This window comes from Spongiactinospora sp. 9N601 (genome assembly GCF_044326295.1).
Classification (GTDB): Bacteria; Actinomycetota; Actinomycetes; order Streptosporangiales; family Streptosporangiaceae; genus Spongiactinospora; species Spongiactinospora gelatinilytica.
This window is the reverse complement of record NZ_JBIRBB010000013.1, coordinates 189,451-206,396: the sequence shown is the minus strand read 5'-3', so window position 1 is coordinate 206,396 and position 16,946 is coordinate 189,451. Positions and strand designations below refer to the sequence as shown.

Genomic DNA, 16,946 nt, shown 5'->3' with positions numbered 1-16,946 from the left:
TCGACCTCGATTGCCCTGACCAGAGGCGGTAAACGAGATGCGACCGGTTGAAAGGTTCAGTTCCTTAAAGGAGCCGCACGCAAGTCCGTACCCGATGAGCCCGACCCCGGTGGGCCCAAGCCTGATGGGCCCGGGCCCGGTGGGTTCGGACCCGATGACGTAAGCAGGTCCGATTCCGATTCCGATTCCGGGGCAAGGTGCGGTCAGTCGAGGCCGCGTTTGCCGGGGGTCCAGAAAGGTTTGGTGCGGATGTCCTTACGGTTCCAGCCGCGGTCGTGGACGAGGTGGCGGCGGATGGCCTGGATGGTGCGGGCTTCGCCGGCGAGGTAGGCGGTGCCGGGGGTGTCCGGGAGGTCGAGGTCGGCGACGGCCTTGACCAGCAGCTCGGAGCTCGCGGCGGACGCGCCGTTGCGGTAGATCCGCACCAGTTCGCGAGGAAGGTCGAGGTGGTCGCCCTCCCGGTCGGCCTCCACCACGCCGTACACCGGTGCCGACTCCGCGATGGCCGACAGCATCGCGCCGAAGGCCACCGAGGCGGTCTCCTCTCCGGCGAACAGGTGATAGCGGGCGTCGACGTCGGGCACCAAGCGGCCCTCAGGGCGGGTGAAGCGGATCTTCTGCCCCACCGTCACCGTCCGGACCCACGTCGTGCCAGGGCCGTCGCCGCCGTGGTCGTACCCGATCAGGTCGAGCGACTCCGCGCCCGTTTCGTGCCGCCAGATCGAATACGTGCGCAGCGAAGTGCGCAGCATCAGCCGTATGTGCTGGCCGGGCGTCCATCGCAGCCCGGCCAGCTCCGCGCCGCGGATCCGGATCTGGCGCATCCGGGGCGCCACCCACTCGGTTTCCGCGACCTCACCGGTGACCAGGAACCGGCTCAGCAGCGCCATCGCGATGGACGACCCTCTCCCCGGCTTCTCCGGCATCTCACGCTCCCGCTGGTTCATCGGCGCCTCGGGTCCAGTTGCTCGATCCGGGTACGGGCCTCGACGAACACGGCCTGGATCTGCTCGACGACCCGGGGGTCGCCGTGCGCGTGAACCAGCGTCTTCACCGCCGACTTGACCAGGCGCAGCGCCGGGCCGATGATCTCCGCGGCCTCGGGCTCACGGAACATCCCCCACTCGCTCCTGCTGGCGGCCCGCGACCACATCCGCTCGATTTCGTCGCCGTGCTCGGCCGCCGCCTCACGCCCGGCGTCGGTGGCGTGGTACACCTTGCGGCCGTCGCCGGCCTCCACGCGTACCAGCCCCTCGTCCTCCAGCATCTGGAGGGTCGGGTAGATCGAACCGGCGCTGGGCTCGTAGGTGCCGTTGAACCGCTCGGCGAGGCGGTTCATCACCTGGTATCCGTGCCCGGCCTCGGCCACGACCAGCGCGAGCACGGCTAATCGCAGCTCCCCTGGCCCGAAGAACCGGCCGGTGGGTCCCACCCGGCCGGTTCCTGAGTTACGTCTCGCATTCATCATGGCTCGGATGCTATATCGAACGATATAACGAAGTAAACGACTCCACCGGACGCAACGTGGAACGCCCGCCTGCGCCACCGGTGTGCCCGGCCGGCCCGCGCCCCAGCCAGTCCGGCGTACCGGTCCCCCTGCCACTCGACCTGCTCGTGCCACCAGGCGCCCGGGCCCATCGGCCGACCCGGCCGACGTGGCCTGGGAGGCCCGGCCCACCGGGCCTATCCGCTGAAGAACTCCAGCAGTTCGGGGGCCAGCGCCACCGGGCTGACGTTGTGCGCCTGCCCGTCGAGCACCCGGTAGGACGCGCCCGGGATCATGGCCGCCACCGCCTTGCCCGCCGCGACCATCCAGGCGGGGCTGTCCTGGCCGGTGAGCACAAGCGTGGGCTGCCCGAGCGAAGCGAGCCGTTCGGACGGTACGCCGCCCGGTCCCACGACCGCCGCCTCGTACGCCAGCGTGCGGGCGATCGCCTCGGCCTCCTCCCAGAACGGCTGGCCGCGCATGGCGGCCACCGCCTCGGCCGGGATGTCCGCTCCCCGGACCATGAACTCCTCCACCGCGTCGCCGGGCCGTCCGTCGTCCACCAGCGCCTCCAGCCGGGCGGCGAAGCCGTCAGGCAGCGCGGGCGCGTCTGCGACCACCCGGTACGGCGGCTCCCAGGCCGCGACCCGGGCGATCTCCGGCAGCCGCAACGCCGCCTCCAGCGCCAGCGCCGCACCCGACGACCCACCGAAGACCATGGCCCTCCCGCCCACCTCGGCGACGAGCGCGGCCAGGTCCTCGACCTCCCGCTCCACCGCGTACGGCCGAGTGTCCCCGCTGTCCCCCCGGCCGCGCCGGTCGTAGTTCACCACCGTGAACCAGGGGGCGAGGGCGGCGGCCACATCGCGCAGCGTGGGGTGGGCGCGATCGGTCATCGCGCCATGCACAAGGATCACGGCGGGGCCTTCCGAGCCGTACCGATCGAAGGCGATCCGCGTACCATCCGCCGAAGCGACGAACCCGCCATAGCGCTCGACACCAACTACACCGGTCACAACACCTCCCAAAGAATGGCAGCCAAGGCGATAAACCCACTAATGACCATCACACGGGCCGCACCGGATGCAGCGCCTCCCAGTGACGGCCGAAGACGACCCGAAGCAACGAATCCACCGGGGGCTCGGCCCCGGATGCCTCTGCCTTCGGAAGGGGACGGCGATGGGTGAACTTGCGCAGACCGTGGTACTCGCCCGGAGCTCCGCCCCGCAAGATCCACCGTCGTCTGGACACCACCTCCACGCCCATCACCTGCGGCGTTGAGCCCGCCGAACGACCACTCCGACCACCAGACACCAAATCCCAAGGCCGGCCTAAGACAACCCGCGTACTCCCGGTGACAAGCCAACGGCAACCCGCACCCATCACCCGAGACACCCCACCCGCCAAAGGGCTCAACACCGCAATGACGGCCCAAGACAGTTCACGTACCACCGGCCCAAGCAGCAAGGCCGCCAATGGACTTCACACAGGCCGCACCAGGCACAACGCCTCCCGAGGACAAGCCAGCGGCAACCCGCACCCCATCACCTGAAGCACCAAGCCACCAAAACCCCACACCGACTACACCGGACACGACATCCCAGTGGCGGCCCAAGACAACCCGCGCGCTACGGCCTGAAGCAGCAAACCACTCAAGAGCCTCAGGCAGGCCGCACCAGGCACAACGCCTCCCGAGGACAAGCCAACGGCAACCCGCACCCCACCACCTGAAGCACCAAGCCACCAAAACCCCACACCGACTACACCGGACACGACATCCCAGTGGCGGCCGAAGGCAACCCGCGCGGCCATCGCCCGAAGCGGCGAAGCCGGGTAGTGTCCAGGAAGCGGTGGATCTTACGGGATCGAGCCCCGGGCGAGCGCGAGGACCTGCGTAAAGGTGATCTCACCCCGCCACCGCCCGAAGCGGCGAAGCCGCCAAAGGGGTTCAGGCGGGCTGTACCAGGCACAGGGCCTCCCAGTGGTGGCCGTCGAGGTCGGTGAAGGCCCGCTGGTAGCGGCCGAAGGACTCGCGGGCCTCGCCCACCGGCTCGGCGCCTGCCGACACCGCCTTCTCGAAGAGGGCGTCCACGCCCTCGCGGTCGTCGGCGGCGATGACCATGATCACCTGAGTGCTGTCGGCCGGTTTGGCCACCGCATTACGGGCGTACCCGGCGAACACCGGCTCAGCCAGCAGCATGACCTGAGTGCGGTCGTTGATGACCACCGAGGCCATCCCATCACCCATGCCGAAAAGCTGGAAACCGAGCTTGGTGAAGAACTCCTTGGAGCGCTCGACGTCCTGGACGGGCAGATTGACGAACATGGTGTGCGACATGATGTCGGGGTTCCTTCCGCGCTGATCTCGTTGATCTCGTGATCCCGTTGATCTCTTCGATGTGCTTCGAGTATCGCGGCGCGGGAAATCCCCGGTCTTGTCATCGCGTGCCGGGCGGTTTGACGTTCAATGCACTATCGACCGTTCAGCGCACTCCGCCGGAAGTCGGTCGGCGGCACGCCGTACGCCCGGCGGAAAGCCCTGCTGAAGTGCGCGGAGTCGGGCAGGCCCCAGCGGGCGGCGACGGTGCTCACGCTCACGTCGCGCATGGCGGGGTCGGCGAGATCGCGGCGGCAGCGTTCGAGCCGCCGGTGGCGGATCAGCGCGGCCACCGTCGTGTCCTCACCCTCGAACAGCCGGTGCAGGTACCGCAGCGAGATGTGGTGCCGGGCCGCGATGATCTCAGGGCTCAGCTCAGGGTCGCCAAGATGCTGGTCGATGAAGGCGTGAACGCTCAGCAACGACGTCCGCCGCCGCGCCTCCGCCTCCGGCGGCTCCTCCTCCCACCCGGCTCGTTCGGCGACGGCCGCCGTGATCAGGTCGGTCACCACGGAGGACAGCCGGGCCGCCCCTTCGGGCCGGTAGGTGTCCAGGTCGGCCGCCACCCTGCGTAAGAACGGCCCGGCCAGCGCGGCGGTACCCTCCTCAGGCGCGAACGTGACGGCCGTGAGCCGTCCCACCACGCCGGTGCCCAGCGTCAGCGCGTCGTGCGGGAAGCTGAACACCGCGAGGCGCACCTCGGACTCGTACGCGATGTCGTACGGTCGGGCGAAGTCGTAAAGGGCGAACTCCCCGGGGCCGAGCCGCGCCTCCCGGTCGCCCTGGGTCACCAGCACACTTCCGGACACCGTCAGCACGACCCGGTACAACTCGGGACTGTCCTTGCGGATCAGCCGGGGCGTACGGTGCACGCTGTGCGGAGTGGACGTCTGTACGCGACCCACCGACAGCGCCCCCAGCCGCCCGCCATCGATCTGCCCGGCCAGCGGAATCCCGGGCGCGATCCGCACATCCAGCGGCCCGAGCGTCTCCCCGACGACGGCCCGCCACGCATCACGCCGCTCGTCGGCCGGTATGTCGCTCGCCCGAATCAGAACAGTCACTCACATCACCCCGCAGCGCGCATGCTAGGGCAAAACCCCCTCAACGACCGTCCCAATCCCGCAACGCCGCGTAGTCCGCATCCGTCAGCCCCCGCCCCGGATCGACCCGACGCAGCCGGACACCGCAGGAGCGGCGCAGCTACGCCCCCGCCCGCAGGCGAAGGATCGGCGAAGAGCTGAGCAGCGCCTCGCTGTCACTTTGGAGCAACTGTCGCAACTGTCGCACCATGATGTTCATGTCGCGCCACGATGTTCGCGGTACCGTGATGGCATGAGTGCTCAGCCGATCCACCAGGAGGACCCGCGCGATCCGCAGGTCATCCTGCGGAACCTCCCGGAACGGGAGCGGCCAGAGTTCCTGCGCCAGTATCGTGCTGCCGTGGATGCCGCCCGTGACGATGTCTCCCACTACCAGCACCTACAACGGCTTCTACGCCACTGGAGCCTGGTCGCCATCGCAGCCAACCGCCCTGGCTACTACGAGGCGATCGAGGAGGCCGAAGCCGGTGAGGGCCGGTCGGTGCCGTTGGAGCAGGCACTCGCCGACGAGTTCGCTCGCCGCACTCGGTGACGTACCGGCCTCACCTGTCTGAGCGTGTACTAGGTCAGCTCGGCGGGTTTCCCCTCGACGGGCTCACAGCGCTCGGCGAACTCATGGCGAGGGTCTGTGAGGATCCGTACGACCCGCTCGTCACCGCCCCCAGTAGTGATCCTCACGTTCGCCGCGCCGATTTCAGCGATGGGCACGGTTTCGTGACATTCCTCATCCTGGATGCGGTGGAGGTCGTACGCATCACAGATATCACTTGGGTCGGCTGACGCAGCGGGGATGTTCTCATCGTGCCGCAGTCGGGCCGAGCAAGGTGTGGAGGGCGGAGGTGGCGTCGGAGTTGGGGCCGGACCAGGCGAGGTGGCCGTCGGGGCGGATGAGGAGGGCTTCGGCGTCCGTGTCCAGGGTTGTGGCGGTGATCTGGGTGATCCGGTCGTGGGCGATGGGGTCGCCGGCGGTGCGGATCAGGAGGGGGCGGCCGTCGTGGAGGAGTTGGTACAGGCGTTGTACGTCGGGGCGCTCCGGGATGGTGACGGCGAGGTCGGGGACTCGGGAGCCCGCCGGGGAGTCGTCGCCGTAGTCGGTGGCGATGCCGGAGACCATGCCCGCCAGGCGGTGGTTGACCGCCTCGATGCCCAGCAGGTCGTTCAGCATCGCACGCAGTGCCTGGGCCGGGCGTCGGTACTGTGCCAGCAGCGGTAGTTCGAGCAGCAGGGTCTGTACCTCGGTGTTGGCGGTGACGGCCGCGCCGACCGGGCGGCGTTCGGCGTCGTAGGAGTCCAGCAGCCCGGCCGGGGCCCAGCCGGTGATCTGAGCGGCGAGTTTCCAGCCGAGGTTCATCGCGTCTTGCAGGCCGGTGTTCAGCCCCTGGCCGGCGGCCGGGAAGTGGATGTGCGCCGCGTCGCCCGCGACCAGGATGCGACCCTGCCGGTACCGGGCGGCCAGGCGGGTGGCGTTGCCGAATCGGGACAGCCAGCGCGGCTCGGCCACCCCGAAGTCCCGCCCCGCGACGTCCACCAGGGCTTTCCGGAACTCCTCCAGGGTCACCGGCTCGGCGGACGGTACCCGCATCCGCTCCGGGTTCACCAGTACGAACCGGGTCAGACCGTCCTCCAGCGGTACGGCGAGAAGACGGCCGTTGGCCGCCTGCACGGCGTCGGGATCGGTGACGGCGAAGTCGCCGAGTATGGCGGAGACGGTCTCGTCGGTGCCCTCGAAGGCGATCCCGGCGGCCTCCCTGGCCATGCTGCGCCCGCCGTCGCAGCCCACCACGTAGGCGGCCCGCACGCTCCCGCCGTCGGCGGTCTCGACGGTGACCGAGTCGTCGTCATGCCGTACGGCGGTGACCGCGCAGCCCCGGACGACCTCCGCGCCCAGTTCGCGGGCGCGCGCCTCCAGCACTTCCTCGGTACGGGCCTGCGCCAGAAAGATCGTGTAGCCGTGCCGGGTGGGCAGGCGGGTGAAGTCGAGCCGGGTGTCCAGGGCCGCGAAGTGCCAGCCGGGCACGGTACGGCCCCGGCTGAGGAAACGGTCGGCGATACCGCGCAGGTCCATCATCTCGATGCTGCGCGGGTGCATGGTGAGCGCCCGTGATTCGCGTCTGCGTTCAACGCGCCGTTCGAGTACGCGGACCCGTACTCCGGCCAGCGCCAGTTCCGCCGCCAGCAGCAGCCCCGTCGGGCCTGCGCCCACCACGATCACGTCCACGGACATCTCACCCTCCTATTAAATGAACAGCGTTCACTAAATCGGGTTCACTAGTATCACCGGACATGGAAACCTCGTCAACCCCGCAGCGCCCCCGGGGCCGCCCGGCCAAGATGGCCGCCCCGGAGGCGGTCGCGACCGCGTTGCGCCTGGTGGACGAGGAGGGCCTGGACGCGCTGACCATGCGCCGGCTGGCCACGGCGCTCGGCGTCCAGGTGGGCACGCTGTACCGGTATTTCGCCACGAAGCAGGACCTGCTGACCGCCATGGCCGAGGAGATGCTGGCTGGCTGCGCGGACCCGCCCCCCGACCAGGACACCTGGCAGGGCCAGGTGATCGAACTGGCCGGGCGGCTGCGCGCCGCGCTACTGCGCCGCCGCGACGGGGCGCGCATCTACGCGGGCACCCACGCCGCCGGGCCCAACACGCTCGCCTACGCCGAGGCCCTGGTGGGCGTACTGCGCGATGCGGGCCGGTCGGCCGAGTCGGCGGCCCGCTCGACGCTGGCGATCGTGCATTTCACGCTTGGGCACACGTTGGAGGAGCAGGCCATCGGCACGGCCGCCGGCGACGCGGCGAGCAGCTTGCGCGCGGCCCTGGAGCCAGAGCGCTACCCGCACCTGGCGGCAGCGGCGGCCACGCTCAGCAGCAGCGACTATGCCAGGCACTTCACGCACGGGCTGGACCTGCTCGTCAAGGGACTCGGGTGAACCGGTCGCCCTGAGGGCCGTTCTCGCAGTGCCTTTCGGGGAGCGCGAGGATCGCGAATACCACTTTTCCCTCCAGCGGAAGGTCGTCGTACGGGGCCCGCCAGCCGACGCTTTCGGCTATGGCGTCCACTATTTCGAGGCCGCGTCCGGTGATGGAGTCGGCGGATACTCGGTCGCGAATACGCGGCATTCTGGGGGCCGGGTCCCAGACTTCTATGCGTAGGGTTTCGTCGGTTTTGATGAGGGTGATTCGGATGAGGGATTGTTTACTGAGGAGTGTGGTGGTGTGGTGGGGTTCGGGGGTGACTCCGAGGGCTTGGATGGAGTTGGTGAGCAGCTCGGAGACCACCAGCTCGACATCGCTCTCGAATCGTTCGTCCCTGTAGCCCCAGCCACGTAGGGTCGCCCGCGTGTATTGCCTGCCCACCCGAACAGCGCCGGGGAGGGGGACCAGTGCAAGGCTCTCGCTCTGAAACGCCATCAAATCGCCCCATTTTCACCGGGTAGCGCGATACCCTCTTTGCCGAAACGCTCAACCAGATTGCCGCCCCTCGCTTGTTGCGGTAAGCGTTATACGCAGACGCTGGGAGACCTTTATGGCGACCGGCGCATTAAGAGTCTTACGAGGTCTCGCGACAAAGGAGCGAAATGCGCACGATCCCCCCAGACCCGGTCTATATGGCACGAAAGATCTTCGGCAAGGAGCTGCTGCGTCAGAGGGCGGCCAAAGGGTGGACTCAACATGGGGTCGGGTCGCGGCTCGGCGTCCACCAGAGCCTCATCAGCCAGTGGGAACGCGCGATCAAGACGCCGGGCCCCGGTTACGCCGAGCGCCTTGACGAGATCTTCGGCCTTACCGACGAAAGCGTCTTCGCCACTCACTATCACCGCATCGTCCGCGCCATCGACGATCGGACGTGGACCATGCGCTGGGCCGAAGACGTCGAGCGTCAGGCCGTCACCATCAAGTTCTGGGACCCTCTGCTGGTCACCGGGCTTCTACAGACCCGGGACTACGCGTACGCCATCTACAGAGGGGCTGGCCAGGGTTCCAAGTGGGCGGAAGAACGCCTCGCCGAACGGCTGGCTCGGAAGGATATCCTGGAGAAGGACAAGCCGCCCAGTGTGCTGTCACTCATCGACGAGGCGGTCCTCGACCGGCCGATAGGCGGCCCGCAATCCCTTCGGAACCAGCTCGAATACCTTGTGGAGATGACAGAACGGCCAAATGTTACCATTCAGGTCGTTCCTCTATCCGCAGCCTGCACTCGGGGATTGACCTGCGCCTTCGGGCTCGCGACCCTTCCCCTCGATCCCGATGTGGCCACCGTTGACTCCTTGGTAGGTCCATTCGTCACAGTCGATTTCGACATAGTCTCAAAGCTACATATCCAGTTTGACACCATAAGGGCGGACGCGTACCCACAGAGTCAGTCCATATCGTTGATCAAGAACGCGATACAGCGATGGAAAAAGTGAGTGTCAACTAGGCGATCTGGCGGAATGCCACCGCGAGCGGAATCCACGGGCAATGTGTGGAAGTCGCCCTCAATCTCCCCGGCACCATAGCCATCCGGGACAGCAATAACCCCACCGGCCCCATCCTCCTCTTCACCCCCGCCGAGTGGACCACCTTCCTCAACAGCCTCAAATAGGGGCACGCAGGCCTGCGACGAGGAGCCCGACCAGGCGGCGGGCGTCGTAGCGGGGGTCGGCATCGGCCCCGATGCACAGGTTTCCCACGCCGCGCATGAGCTCGAAGGCGTCCAGATCGCCGCGGATCTCGCCGGCGGCAGCCGCCGCGTCGAGCAGGTCGGCGCACACCGGCACCAGGCGTTCCAGGAAGTAGGCGTGCAGCGCCTGGAAGCCGGTGTTGTCCGGCTGTAGCACCGCGGCCAGTCCGTGCTTGGTGACCAGGAAGTCGACGAACAGGCCGACCCACTGCCGCAGCGCCGCGTACGGGCTCGAACAGGCGGCCAGCAGGGCCGGACCGGCTTCGGCGCAGGACTCCACCTGGTGCCGGTAGACGGCGATGACGAGATCGGCCCGCGTGGGGAAATGGCGGTAGATCGTGGCGGTGCCGACGCCGGCCTCGGCCGCGATGTCACGGATCGGCGCCTCCACACCCGAGGTGACGAACACCGCGGCGGCGGCGCGCAGCAGGTTCTCCTCGTTGCGCCGCGCATCGGCCCGTTTCGGACGGGACTCCTCCACGCCATTGCCTCCAAGGTCGGATTGCTAAACGGGACACTGTCCCATATAGTCGTAAGCGGGACACTGTCCCACTTCCACATGCTGCCAGAACGAAGACCCCGCGGCCAACCCCGCCCACCCCGAAAGGCACCACCATGCCCGCATCGCCCACCACCCCCGTCGTATCTGTCAGGCCGGTCATCCTGCCCGCCCCCGGACGAGGCCAAGACCTCCAGGTCCGCGTCACGGCCCCCGCCACCGGCGACCACCTGCCTGTCGTCGTCCTCTCCCACGGCCACGGCTGGTCCATGGACGGCTACGCCCCTCTGGCCGACCACTGGGCCGCCCACGGCTTCGTGGTCGTGCAACCCACCCACCTCGACTCCCGCACCCTCGCCCTGCCTCCCGACGACCCCCGCACCCCCCACATCTGGCGCATCAGGGTCGAAGACCTCAAGCGCGTCATCGACGGCCTCGACGTCCTGGAAGCCGCCTTGCCGGGCCTGACCGGCCGCCTGGACCGCGACCGCGTCGCCGTCGCCGGCCACTCCTGGGGAGCCCACAGCGCCGGCATGCTCCTCGGCGCCCGGATCCTGGACGCCGACGGCACCCCGGGACAGGACCTGTCCGACCCCCGCGTCACGGCCGGCGTGCTGCTCGCCCTGCCCGGACAGGGCGGCCAGGACCTGTCCCCCTTCGCCGCCGAGCACTTCCCCTTCATGAACCCCGCCTTCGAGTTCATGACCACCCCGGCCCTCCTGGTCGCCGGCGACAAGGACGACTCGCCGCTGTCGCTGCGCGGACCCGACTGGATCACCGACGGCTACCACCTCAGCCCCGGAGACAAGAGCCTGCTGACACTGTTCGGCGCCGAGCACACCCTCGGCGGCGTCGCCGGACACCGCGTCGCCGAGACGACCGACGAGAGCCCCGAACGCCTGGCCCTGCTCCAGCAGCTCACCACGGCCTTCCTCCGCACCGCCCTGAACCCCGCCGACCCCGCCTGGCCCACCGCCCGCGCCGTCCTGGAATCGACCCCCCACCCCCTGGGCCGGATCGACAGCAAGCAGGCCGGTCAGCCGGCCTGACGGGCGCGGTGCCCGGGATGGGGAGCATATGTCTGCGACGGCTACCGCACCGGGTGACCTCAGGAGAACCAGTTCAGCTCCTGGCCGTGTGACCGGGTCCAGGCCATCGGCCGGCCGTCCAGGGCGAGTACGTGAAGTGAGCCGGCGGCGGGGGGCGGTGGCAGTGCGTCGTAGGGCAGTACGCCCGCGCCCTCGTTCGCGATCCAGTGTCCCGGCAGGCCGGTGACCATCGCCGTGAACGCCGCCCGCCGCCGCTCCGGTACGAGGTGCAGCACCGAGGTGTGGAACACCACGAGCGTCGCGCCCGCCGGGGCCTGGGCGGCCAGGGCGGGCAGGTCGTCCACCAGGTCGCCGCGCACGAGCAGGGGCGGGTCGGCGGCGGCGACGGCCGCCGCCGCGCGGAGGCGGGCGCGGCGGTGTTCGTGTTCGGGCCAGATGAGCGCGTCGAGCCAGCCGATGTCGGCCGGGTCGGTCACGTCCAGCGGGTTCAGGTCCAGACCGGCCCGCCACACCACCCGGGGCGGCTCCACAGGCAGGGTCAGGCCGGTGGCCGCGCAGGTCAGCACCGGCTCGCCGGTACCGACGGCGCGGTCCCCGTATCGGTAGCCGTACCGATCCGGGTAGAGGCACAGCCCCGCGGACGCGCCGACCTCCAGCAGCGCGAGCGGCTGTGGCAGCGCGGCGAGCAGCGGCAGCAGGACGGCGCAGCGCCCCGCCTCGTTGGTCTGCGTGATGCGGACCCGCATCTCGGCCTCGATCTCGGGCCAGTGCGCCACCGCGAAGTCATGGAACTCCGCCGGATCCTCCACCGGCCCGCCCAGCAGCCGGACCACTCCGAACAACAGGTTCGGCTGCCGCTTGGCCGCCGGAAGCCCGGCCAGCAGTCCCAGGAGAACCTCGTCGCGAGACACGGCGGACGCCAGCCGTTCATAAACCGGCGACACTCCACGCGCCTCCCGAACGGCGAACTCGGCGTACATCTCCGCGGTCATCGCAGGCCAACCCTTTCCGCGCTTTGGCCGCACCGTGCTTTCACCTGGCCGGCCGGGGCACACGCCGGCCGCAGAGCGCGCAATCAGTTGTTCACTTTATCGACCCTGTCCCGACCACTCCGTCCACACTTCTGATCACCAGGCCGCACCATGCTCCGGCTGAGCCGGTCATTCAGCTCGGCAGCGAGGTCAGCATGATCATAAGAAACGGGTACAGATGAGGCTCTGGAGTTCCGGTAGGCGCGCCATCGCGATTTTCATGGTCATCGCGGTGGCCCTCGCGAGCCTGCCCGCGCAGGCGAACGCGCAGCCGCGTCCACCGCTGACGAAGTCCATGACCCAAGCGCTCGCCGCCGCCGGGGTCGGAGACGACGTCAAGGTGACGACCACCGCCGAAAAAACGATCATTCTTTTCGAGATCGAGCATATCGACATTGAGAAGACCAACAAGTTCATCGACGAACTCCAGGCCAGGAACGACCGGCTCAGTGACACGTTCAGAGACGAATTCAACAGGTGGGAGGAGTATCTTCCCGGCGACCCGCCTGCCCAATGGGTCGACTTCGACGGCGAGCTGGTCGCGGAGCCCACCGGTATTTCGCTGCGCGTGCCGACGGAGTACATCACCCCGAATTCCACCTTCTGGCAGCAGTTTCTCGCGACCGCGACAGGCATCCTGGTGCTGCTCCTCGTCCGCGCCTCTTGTTACGCCTTCTTCGCGGAGGGCGCCCCGATCGCCGGGCCGGTCTGCGCGGCTGTCGGGGCGTTCGTCGGCACGTTCGTCGCAAAGTTCATCCTCATGGTCATCGACCACAAACTGGGGGACCCGAAGGCCTGGGGCGAGGCGTTCGCCTACGGGATTCTCGCCGCCGCGGGCGCGCTCGCCTGGGAGTCGGGGCTCAACGCGTGGGCGAAGACCCAGGCACGACCCCTCTTCATGAAGATCTGCGATGCCATCAGGGGCTGGTGGAAGGACGCGGCCGATTTCCTCGAGAACATGACGAACTCCATGGTGGACAGGCTGATCGAACTGGCCAGGAGCAGAGGATGGGAAGTGGCCCGGACCCTTCGCCCGATGGGGCTGGGGTCGTCCTCCGCGTACGGTGAGGGCAGCTCGGACGGCAATGGCTTCCGCGACTCCGCCGACCAGGGCTTCCAGCGGCTGATCAGCCAGCGCCGCACGTCCGTTGCCTCGGACGCGCAGGTCACGGGCGCCAAAGACGACACCCCGCTGGTGGACTGGGTGGGCAGTGTCCAGGTGGGCACGATGGCCGACCGGGAGATCGAAGGCTGGGGCGGGTACACGATCGACCTGATCGCGGACAAGGCGAAATGCGCGGTGAAGACCTACCAGCCGAACCTCATCACCCTCATGGCCGGCGGCAACGACGTCATGCAGAACAGGATGGACGGCGCGATCGATCGGCTGGAGAACCTCATCAGGCAGGTCAGCGCGGACGCCCCCCACGTGGCCGTGCTGGTGGCCGGGACGCAGCCGTTCCACGACGCCGCCAGGCGCGCGCGGGGCAGTGCGTTCACCGCGCAGATACCGGCGATGGTGAACCGGCTGGTCGGCAGCGGCCTGCGGGTGGTCTACGCCGACATCTCCGGGCTCCAGCACGGCGACGTCGGCTGGGACGGCGTCCACGCCAACGACCAGGGCTACGACAAGATCGCCGCAGCGTTCGTCCAGGCCGCCGGCACGGCCATGGACCGGGGGTGGATCTACGCGCCGAACCCGCAGGCCGACAACGAGTGGTCCAACCCGTGCGGCCTCCGCGACGACGGCCGGGGCAAGCCGGTGCCGGTGCCGGCACCGAACAAGCTGGGCGAGGGCTGGGATGACGCGGGGGTCATCAATTGGACGGAGTACCCCTCCAGTAACCGGTTCTGGGTGGTGGACATCAACAAGGACCGCAAGGCCGAGTTCGTGACGGTGTACCCGGACCAGACCTTCCGGTTCTGGTGGAACAGCGGCCCCTCCGGGGAGGGCTGGATGCCCTTCGTCGAGGGCAACAACTCCTACCGGCCGCCCGGCGGTTCGGTCGGCAACATGCTGCGTTTCGCCGACCTGGACGGCGACGGCTTCCCCGACTGCGCGGTGGTGCACCTGAACGGGAACATCGACGCCTACACCTGGAAGGCGGACGCCCCTTCCGGTCAGCGGATGTGCAAGCAGAAGTACGACGGCATCGCGGGAGTCCACGCGAAGGACGGCCAACTGAAGATCGTCCCGCCCACCCAGATCCGTTTCGCGGACGTCACCGGTGGCGGGCGCGACGACTACCTGCTGATCGACCCGGACGGCACCACCACCGCCTGGTACAACAGGGGCTTCCAGGTCCAGCGGCCGACGCGCCACTACCTGGACTGGGCCGACCCGGCCAAGATCAGCGGTGCCCTGAAGTTCCCTCGGGAGATCAGGTACGCCGACATCAACGGCGACGATCGGGCCGACCGCCTCCTGATCACCCCCTCGGGCGGCGCTCGGGCCTGGATCAACGAGGGGGCCAAGGGCGGCGGCGGCACCTACCGCGACATCGGCCGGATCACCGCCGACCCGGGCCTGCCGCCCAAGGACATCCAGCTCGCCGACATGGACGGCGACGGTAAGGACGACTTCCTGCGGATCGGCTGGACCGGCGTCACCCACCTCTGGCTCAACAGGCTCCCGCCGTCCTACTTCAAAACATTCCACCCGTAACGACCCCTTTGAGAAGGCGTGCCGCCCGTACTCCCGGGCGGCACGCCGTACGGGTCGCGCTCCGTCCTGGTCCGCGCCAGGATGTGCACATGAACGCGAACCCCGGGCGCCCGCGTCTGTTGCGGGAGCTGAACGACCGCGCCGTGCTGGAGTTGCTGGGGTCGTCCGGCATACTGACCCGCGCGCAGATCAGCGAGGCCACCGGGTTGTCCAAGGTGACGATCAACCACGTCCTGGCCCGCCTGGCCGAACGCGGCGTGATCGTCCAGACCGGGGTGCAGGCGGGCGGGCGCGGCCCCAACGCGGCGCTGCACGGGCTCAACCCGGCGAGCGGCTACGTGATCGGCCTCGCCGTGGACATGGAGACGACCTGGGCCATCCTGGCCGACATCACCGGCAGGACTCTCGCCGAGTTCACCGTGCCGACCGACGTCGCCGAAGACCCCGTCACGGCGGTACACGACCTCGCCGGACGCCTCACCGCCGAAGCGGGGATCGCGTTGTCGCAGGTACGCGCCTGCATGATCGGCGTGTCCGCGGTCATCGACCCCGCGACCGGCGACGTCGGCTTCTGCTACGACCTGCCCGCCTGGGAGCCCGGCGTACTGCACCGGCTGCGCCTGCGGCTCGGCGTGCCCGTCTCCATCGACAACGACGTCAACCTCGCGGCCGTCGCCGAACGCGCGCTCGGGGCCGCGCGCGACGTGCGGGGCTTCGTGCTGGTGTGGATCGGGCTCGGGCCGGGCGGGGCCGTCATGGTGGGCGATCAGCTTTTGCGCGGCGCGACCGGTACGGCGGGCGAGCTGGGCTGGATGCCCGTCCCGGGCGCACCGGTCAGCGACGGCGTGGTGGATCGGGCCAGGGGCGGCGTCGGGGCCGCCTTCCAGACCTTGGTGGGCTGGCAGGCCGTTCAGGAACTCGCCGGGGAGCACGGCCTGCGGGCCGATCACGTCCGGGACAGCGTGGCGGCGGCGGTCGCGAGCCCGGCCGGGGCGCCCTTCCTGGACGAGCTGGCCCGGCGGATCGCGCTGGGCGTCGCCTCCATCTGCACGGTCCTCGATCCGGAGCTGGTGGTGCTGGGCAGCGACGTCGGCTCGACGGGCGGCCCGGCGCTGGCCGGGCGGGTCGAACGCGCGGTCGCGGGCATGTGCCTGGGCAGGCCGCGCGTGGTGGCCTCCGAGGTGCCGGGCGGGCCGGTGGTGCGCGGGGCGCTGCTGATCGGCATCGGGCAGGCCCGCAACCGGGTCTTCTTCGGTGAGGACCACGAGGTCGAGAGCGGTGCCGGCGATCAGGCGGCCGGCCGGTCCCGGCTCGCGAAGGGCACACCCTGATCTTCCCGGCCCCGGGCCGTCCGGTCGAAGCGGGCGTGGCGGGCACAGAGGACCGCGACGTACGCCAGGACGTGCAACGGTACCCCGGCTGCCAGGGCCACCAGCACCGGCAGCGGGTCGGGCGTCACGCTCAGCCCCCACACCGCCGGCACCGCCAGCACGAACCACCCCGCCAGGAACACCCCGAAGACGTCCGCCGCGCGATACCGCCGCCCCCGCACGGCCTTCGCCACCAGGTGGACCGTGAGGAAGACCCCCGTCATCACCAGCATGAACCCCAGCAGCGAGGTCGCCCGCGCGTCATCACCCACGCCCCCCACCCGGCGGCCGTCCACCACCAGGAAGGCGGGCCTGCCGCGCCACAGCCGGGCCTGCACGGTGTCCCCGGCGTCCAGCCGGTCGAACACCTCGGGGGGCGGGTTGAACTCGGCGGACTCCTCCCCCACCCGAACCTGTAATCGGAGGATCATCCCGTTCTGGCTGGTCTCGTCGATCCGTTTCCCGCTGACCAGCGCGTCGGCGGGGTGCAGGCACTCCTGCGCGGAGTCCTCCGTCCCGCAGTCCGGCGCGCCCAGCAGGCGGTGCTGGCCGATCATGCTTCCCAGTACGAGGAAGCCCGCCGACCAGACCACCGCGACGGCCCCGATCCGCCACCCCCATCCATAGCCTTTGCCCACATTTGGCACGTTCTCAAGCGCGGCAGGCATCCGTCAACGAAAGTTACGGCGGGCTTGCCTCGGGGGC

Annotated in this window: 18 protein-coding genes; 7 read left to right on the top strand and 11 right to left on the bottom strand. The window is 69.3% G+C overall.

What is annotated here, in order from left to right:
• Positions 1–203: 203 nt before the first annotated feature.
• From ACH34R_RS29545 to ACH34R_RS29525, 5 genes are all read right to left on the bottom strand, one after another.
• The gene (locus ACH34R_RS29545) at positions 204–926 is read right to left on the bottom strand and encodes a siderophore-interacting protein (RefSeq protein ID WP_397564800.1); all 723 of its coding nucleotides are present in this window, start codon (positions 924–926) and stop codon (positions 204–206) included.
• Between the two features lie 17 nt (positions 927–943).
• Positions 944–1,468 (bottom strand): PadR family transcriptional regulator, encoded by a 525-nt coding sequence (locus ACH34R_RS29540; protein WP_111171567.1) that lies wholly within the window; start codon positions 1,466–1,468, stop codon positions 944–946.
• A gap of 215 nt (positions 1,469–1,683) precedes the next feature.
• Positions 1,684–2,403, bottom strand: a complete 720-nt coding sequence (locus tag ACH34R_RS29535; RefSeq protein WP_397564799.1) for an alpha/beta fold hydrolase — start codon at positions 2,401–2,403, stop codon at positions 1,684–1,686.
• 1,031 nt (positions 2,404–3,434) lie between these two features.
• The gene (locus ACH34R_RS29530) at positions 3,435–3,824 is read right to left on the bottom strand and encodes a VOC family protein (protein WP_397564798.1); all 390 of its coding nucleotides are present in this window, start codon (positions 3,822–3,824) and stop codon (positions 3,435–3,437) included.
• Between the two features lie 134 nt (positions 3,825–3,958).
• Positions 3,959–4,927, bottom strand: a complete 969-nt coding sequence (locus ACH34R_RS29525; RefSeq protein WP_397564797.1) for a helix-turn-helix domain-containing protein — start codon at positions 4,925–4,927, stop codon at positions 3,959–3,961.
• Positions 4,928–5,198: 271 nt separating this feature from the next.
• Between ACH34R_RS29525 and ACH34R_RS29520 the strand changes: the two genes are divergently transcribed.
• The gene (locus ACH34R_RS29520) at positions 5,199–5,498 is read left to right on the top strand and encodes a DUF6247 family protein (protein WP_397564796.1); all 300 of its coding nucleotides are present in this window, start codon (positions 5,199–5,201) and stop codon (positions 5,496–5,498) included.
• A 29-nt stretch (positions 5,499–5,527) separates the two neighbouring features.
• Here ACH34R_RS29520 and ACH34R_RS29515 read toward each other — a convergent pair whose 3' ends face one another.
• Entirely contained in the window at positions 5,528–5,674 is a 147-nt protein-coding gene (locus tag ACH34R_RS29515) for a hypothetical protein (RefSeq protein ID WP_397564795.1), read from the bottom strand.
• 88 nt (positions 5,675–5,762) lie between these two features.
• Positions 5,763–7,190, bottom strand: a complete 1,428-nt coding sequence (locus ACH34R_RS29510; protein ID WP_397564794.1) for an FAD-dependent monooxygenase — start codon at positions 7,188–7,190, stop codon at positions 5,763–5,765.
• Between the two features lie 59 nt (positions 7,191–7,249).
• Between ACH34R_RS29510 and ACH34R_RS29505 the strand changes: the two genes are divergently transcribed.
• Entirely contained in the window at positions 7,250–7,894 is a 645-nt protein-coding gene (locus ACH34R_RS29505) for a TetR/AcrR family transcriptional regulator (RefSeq protein ID WP_397564793.1), read from the top strand.
• Here ACH34R_RS29505 and ACH34R_RS29500 read toward each other — a convergent pair.
• Positions 7,878–8,375 carry an ATP-binding protein gene (locus tag ACH34R_RS29500; RefSeq protein WP_397564792.1) on the bottom strand — a complete coding sequence of 166 codons (498 nt, stop codon included), beginning with the start codon at positions 8,373–8,375 and terminating at the stop codon, positions 7,878–7,880. The genes ACH34R_RS29505 and ACH34R_RS29500 overlap by 17 nt on opposite strands.
• Positions 8,376–8,542: 167 nt before the next feature.
• Between ACH34R_RS29500 and ACH34R_RS29495 the strand changes: the two genes are divergently transcribed.
• Both ACH34R_RS29495 and ACH34R_RS29490 read left to right on the top strand, forming a co-directional pair.
• Positions 8,543–9,373: a helix-turn-helix domain-containing protein gene (locus ACH34R_RS29495; protein WP_397564791.1), complete on the top strand. Its 831-nt coding sequence runs from the start codon at positions 8,543–8,545 to the stop codon at positions 9,371–9,373.
• Positions 9,374–9,429: 56 nt separating this feature from the next.
• A complete protein-coding gene (locus ACH34R_RS29490) occupies positions 9,430–9,549 on the top strand; it encodes a DUF397 domain-containing protein (RefSeq protein ID WP_397564790.1) in 120 nt (39 codons plus the stop codon).
• Here the strand turns inward: ACH34R_RS29490 and ACH34R_RS29485 are convergent.
• Positions 9,542–10,108, bottom strand: a complete 567-nt coding sequence (locus tag ACH34R_RS29485; RefSeq protein ID WP_397564789.1) for a TetR/AcrR family transcriptional regulator — start codon at positions 10,106–10,108, stop codon at positions 9,542–9,544. The two genes, ACH34R_RS29490 and ACH34R_RS29485, sit on opposite strands and share 8 nt — an antisense overlap.
• 134 nt (positions 10,109–10,242) lie before the next feature.
• Between ACH34R_RS29485 and ACH34R_RS29480 the strand changes: the two genes are divergently transcribed.
• Positions 10,243–11,175, top strand: coding sequence for an alpha/beta hydrolase family protein (locus ACH34R_RS29480; protein ID WP_397564788.1), 933 nt, complete (start codon positions 10,243–10,245; stop codon positions 11,173–11,175).
• A gap of 59 nt (positions 11,176–11,234) precedes the next feature.
• Here ACH34R_RS29480 and ACH34R_RS29475 read toward each other — a convergent pair whose 3' ends face one another.
• Positions 11,235–12,167: a DUF2332 family protein gene (locus ACH34R_RS29475; protein WP_397564787.1), complete on the bottom strand. Its 933-nt coding sequence runs from the start codon at positions 12,165–12,167 to the stop codon at positions 11,235–11,237.
• A 259-nt stretch (positions 12,168–12,426) separates the two neighbouring features.
• Between ACH34R_RS29475 and ACH34R_RS29470 the strand changes: the two genes are divergently transcribed.
• Positions 12,427–14,871: an FG-GAP-like repeat-containing protein gene (locus tag ACH34R_RS29470; protein WP_397564786.1), complete on the top strand. Its 2,445-nt coding sequence runs from the start codon at positions 12,427–12,429 to the stop codon at positions 14,869–14,871.
• Between the two features lie 89 nt (positions 14,872–14,960).
• Entirely contained in the window at positions 14,961–16,202 is a 1,242-nt protein-coding gene (locus tag ACH34R_RS29465; RefSeq protein WP_397564785.1) for an ROK family protein, read from the top strand.
• Here ACH34R_RS29465 and ACH34R_RS29460 read toward each other — a convergent pair.
• Positions 16,160–16,879 carry a hypothetical protein gene (locus ACH34R_RS29460; protein ID WP_397564784.1) on the bottom strand — a complete coding sequence of 240 codons (720 nt, stop codon included), beginning with the start codon at positions 16,877–16,879 and terminating at the stop codon, positions 16,160–16,162. The genes ACH34R_RS29465 and ACH34R_RS29460 overlap by 43 nt on opposite strands.
• Positions 16,880–16,946: the final 67 nt, after the last annotated feature.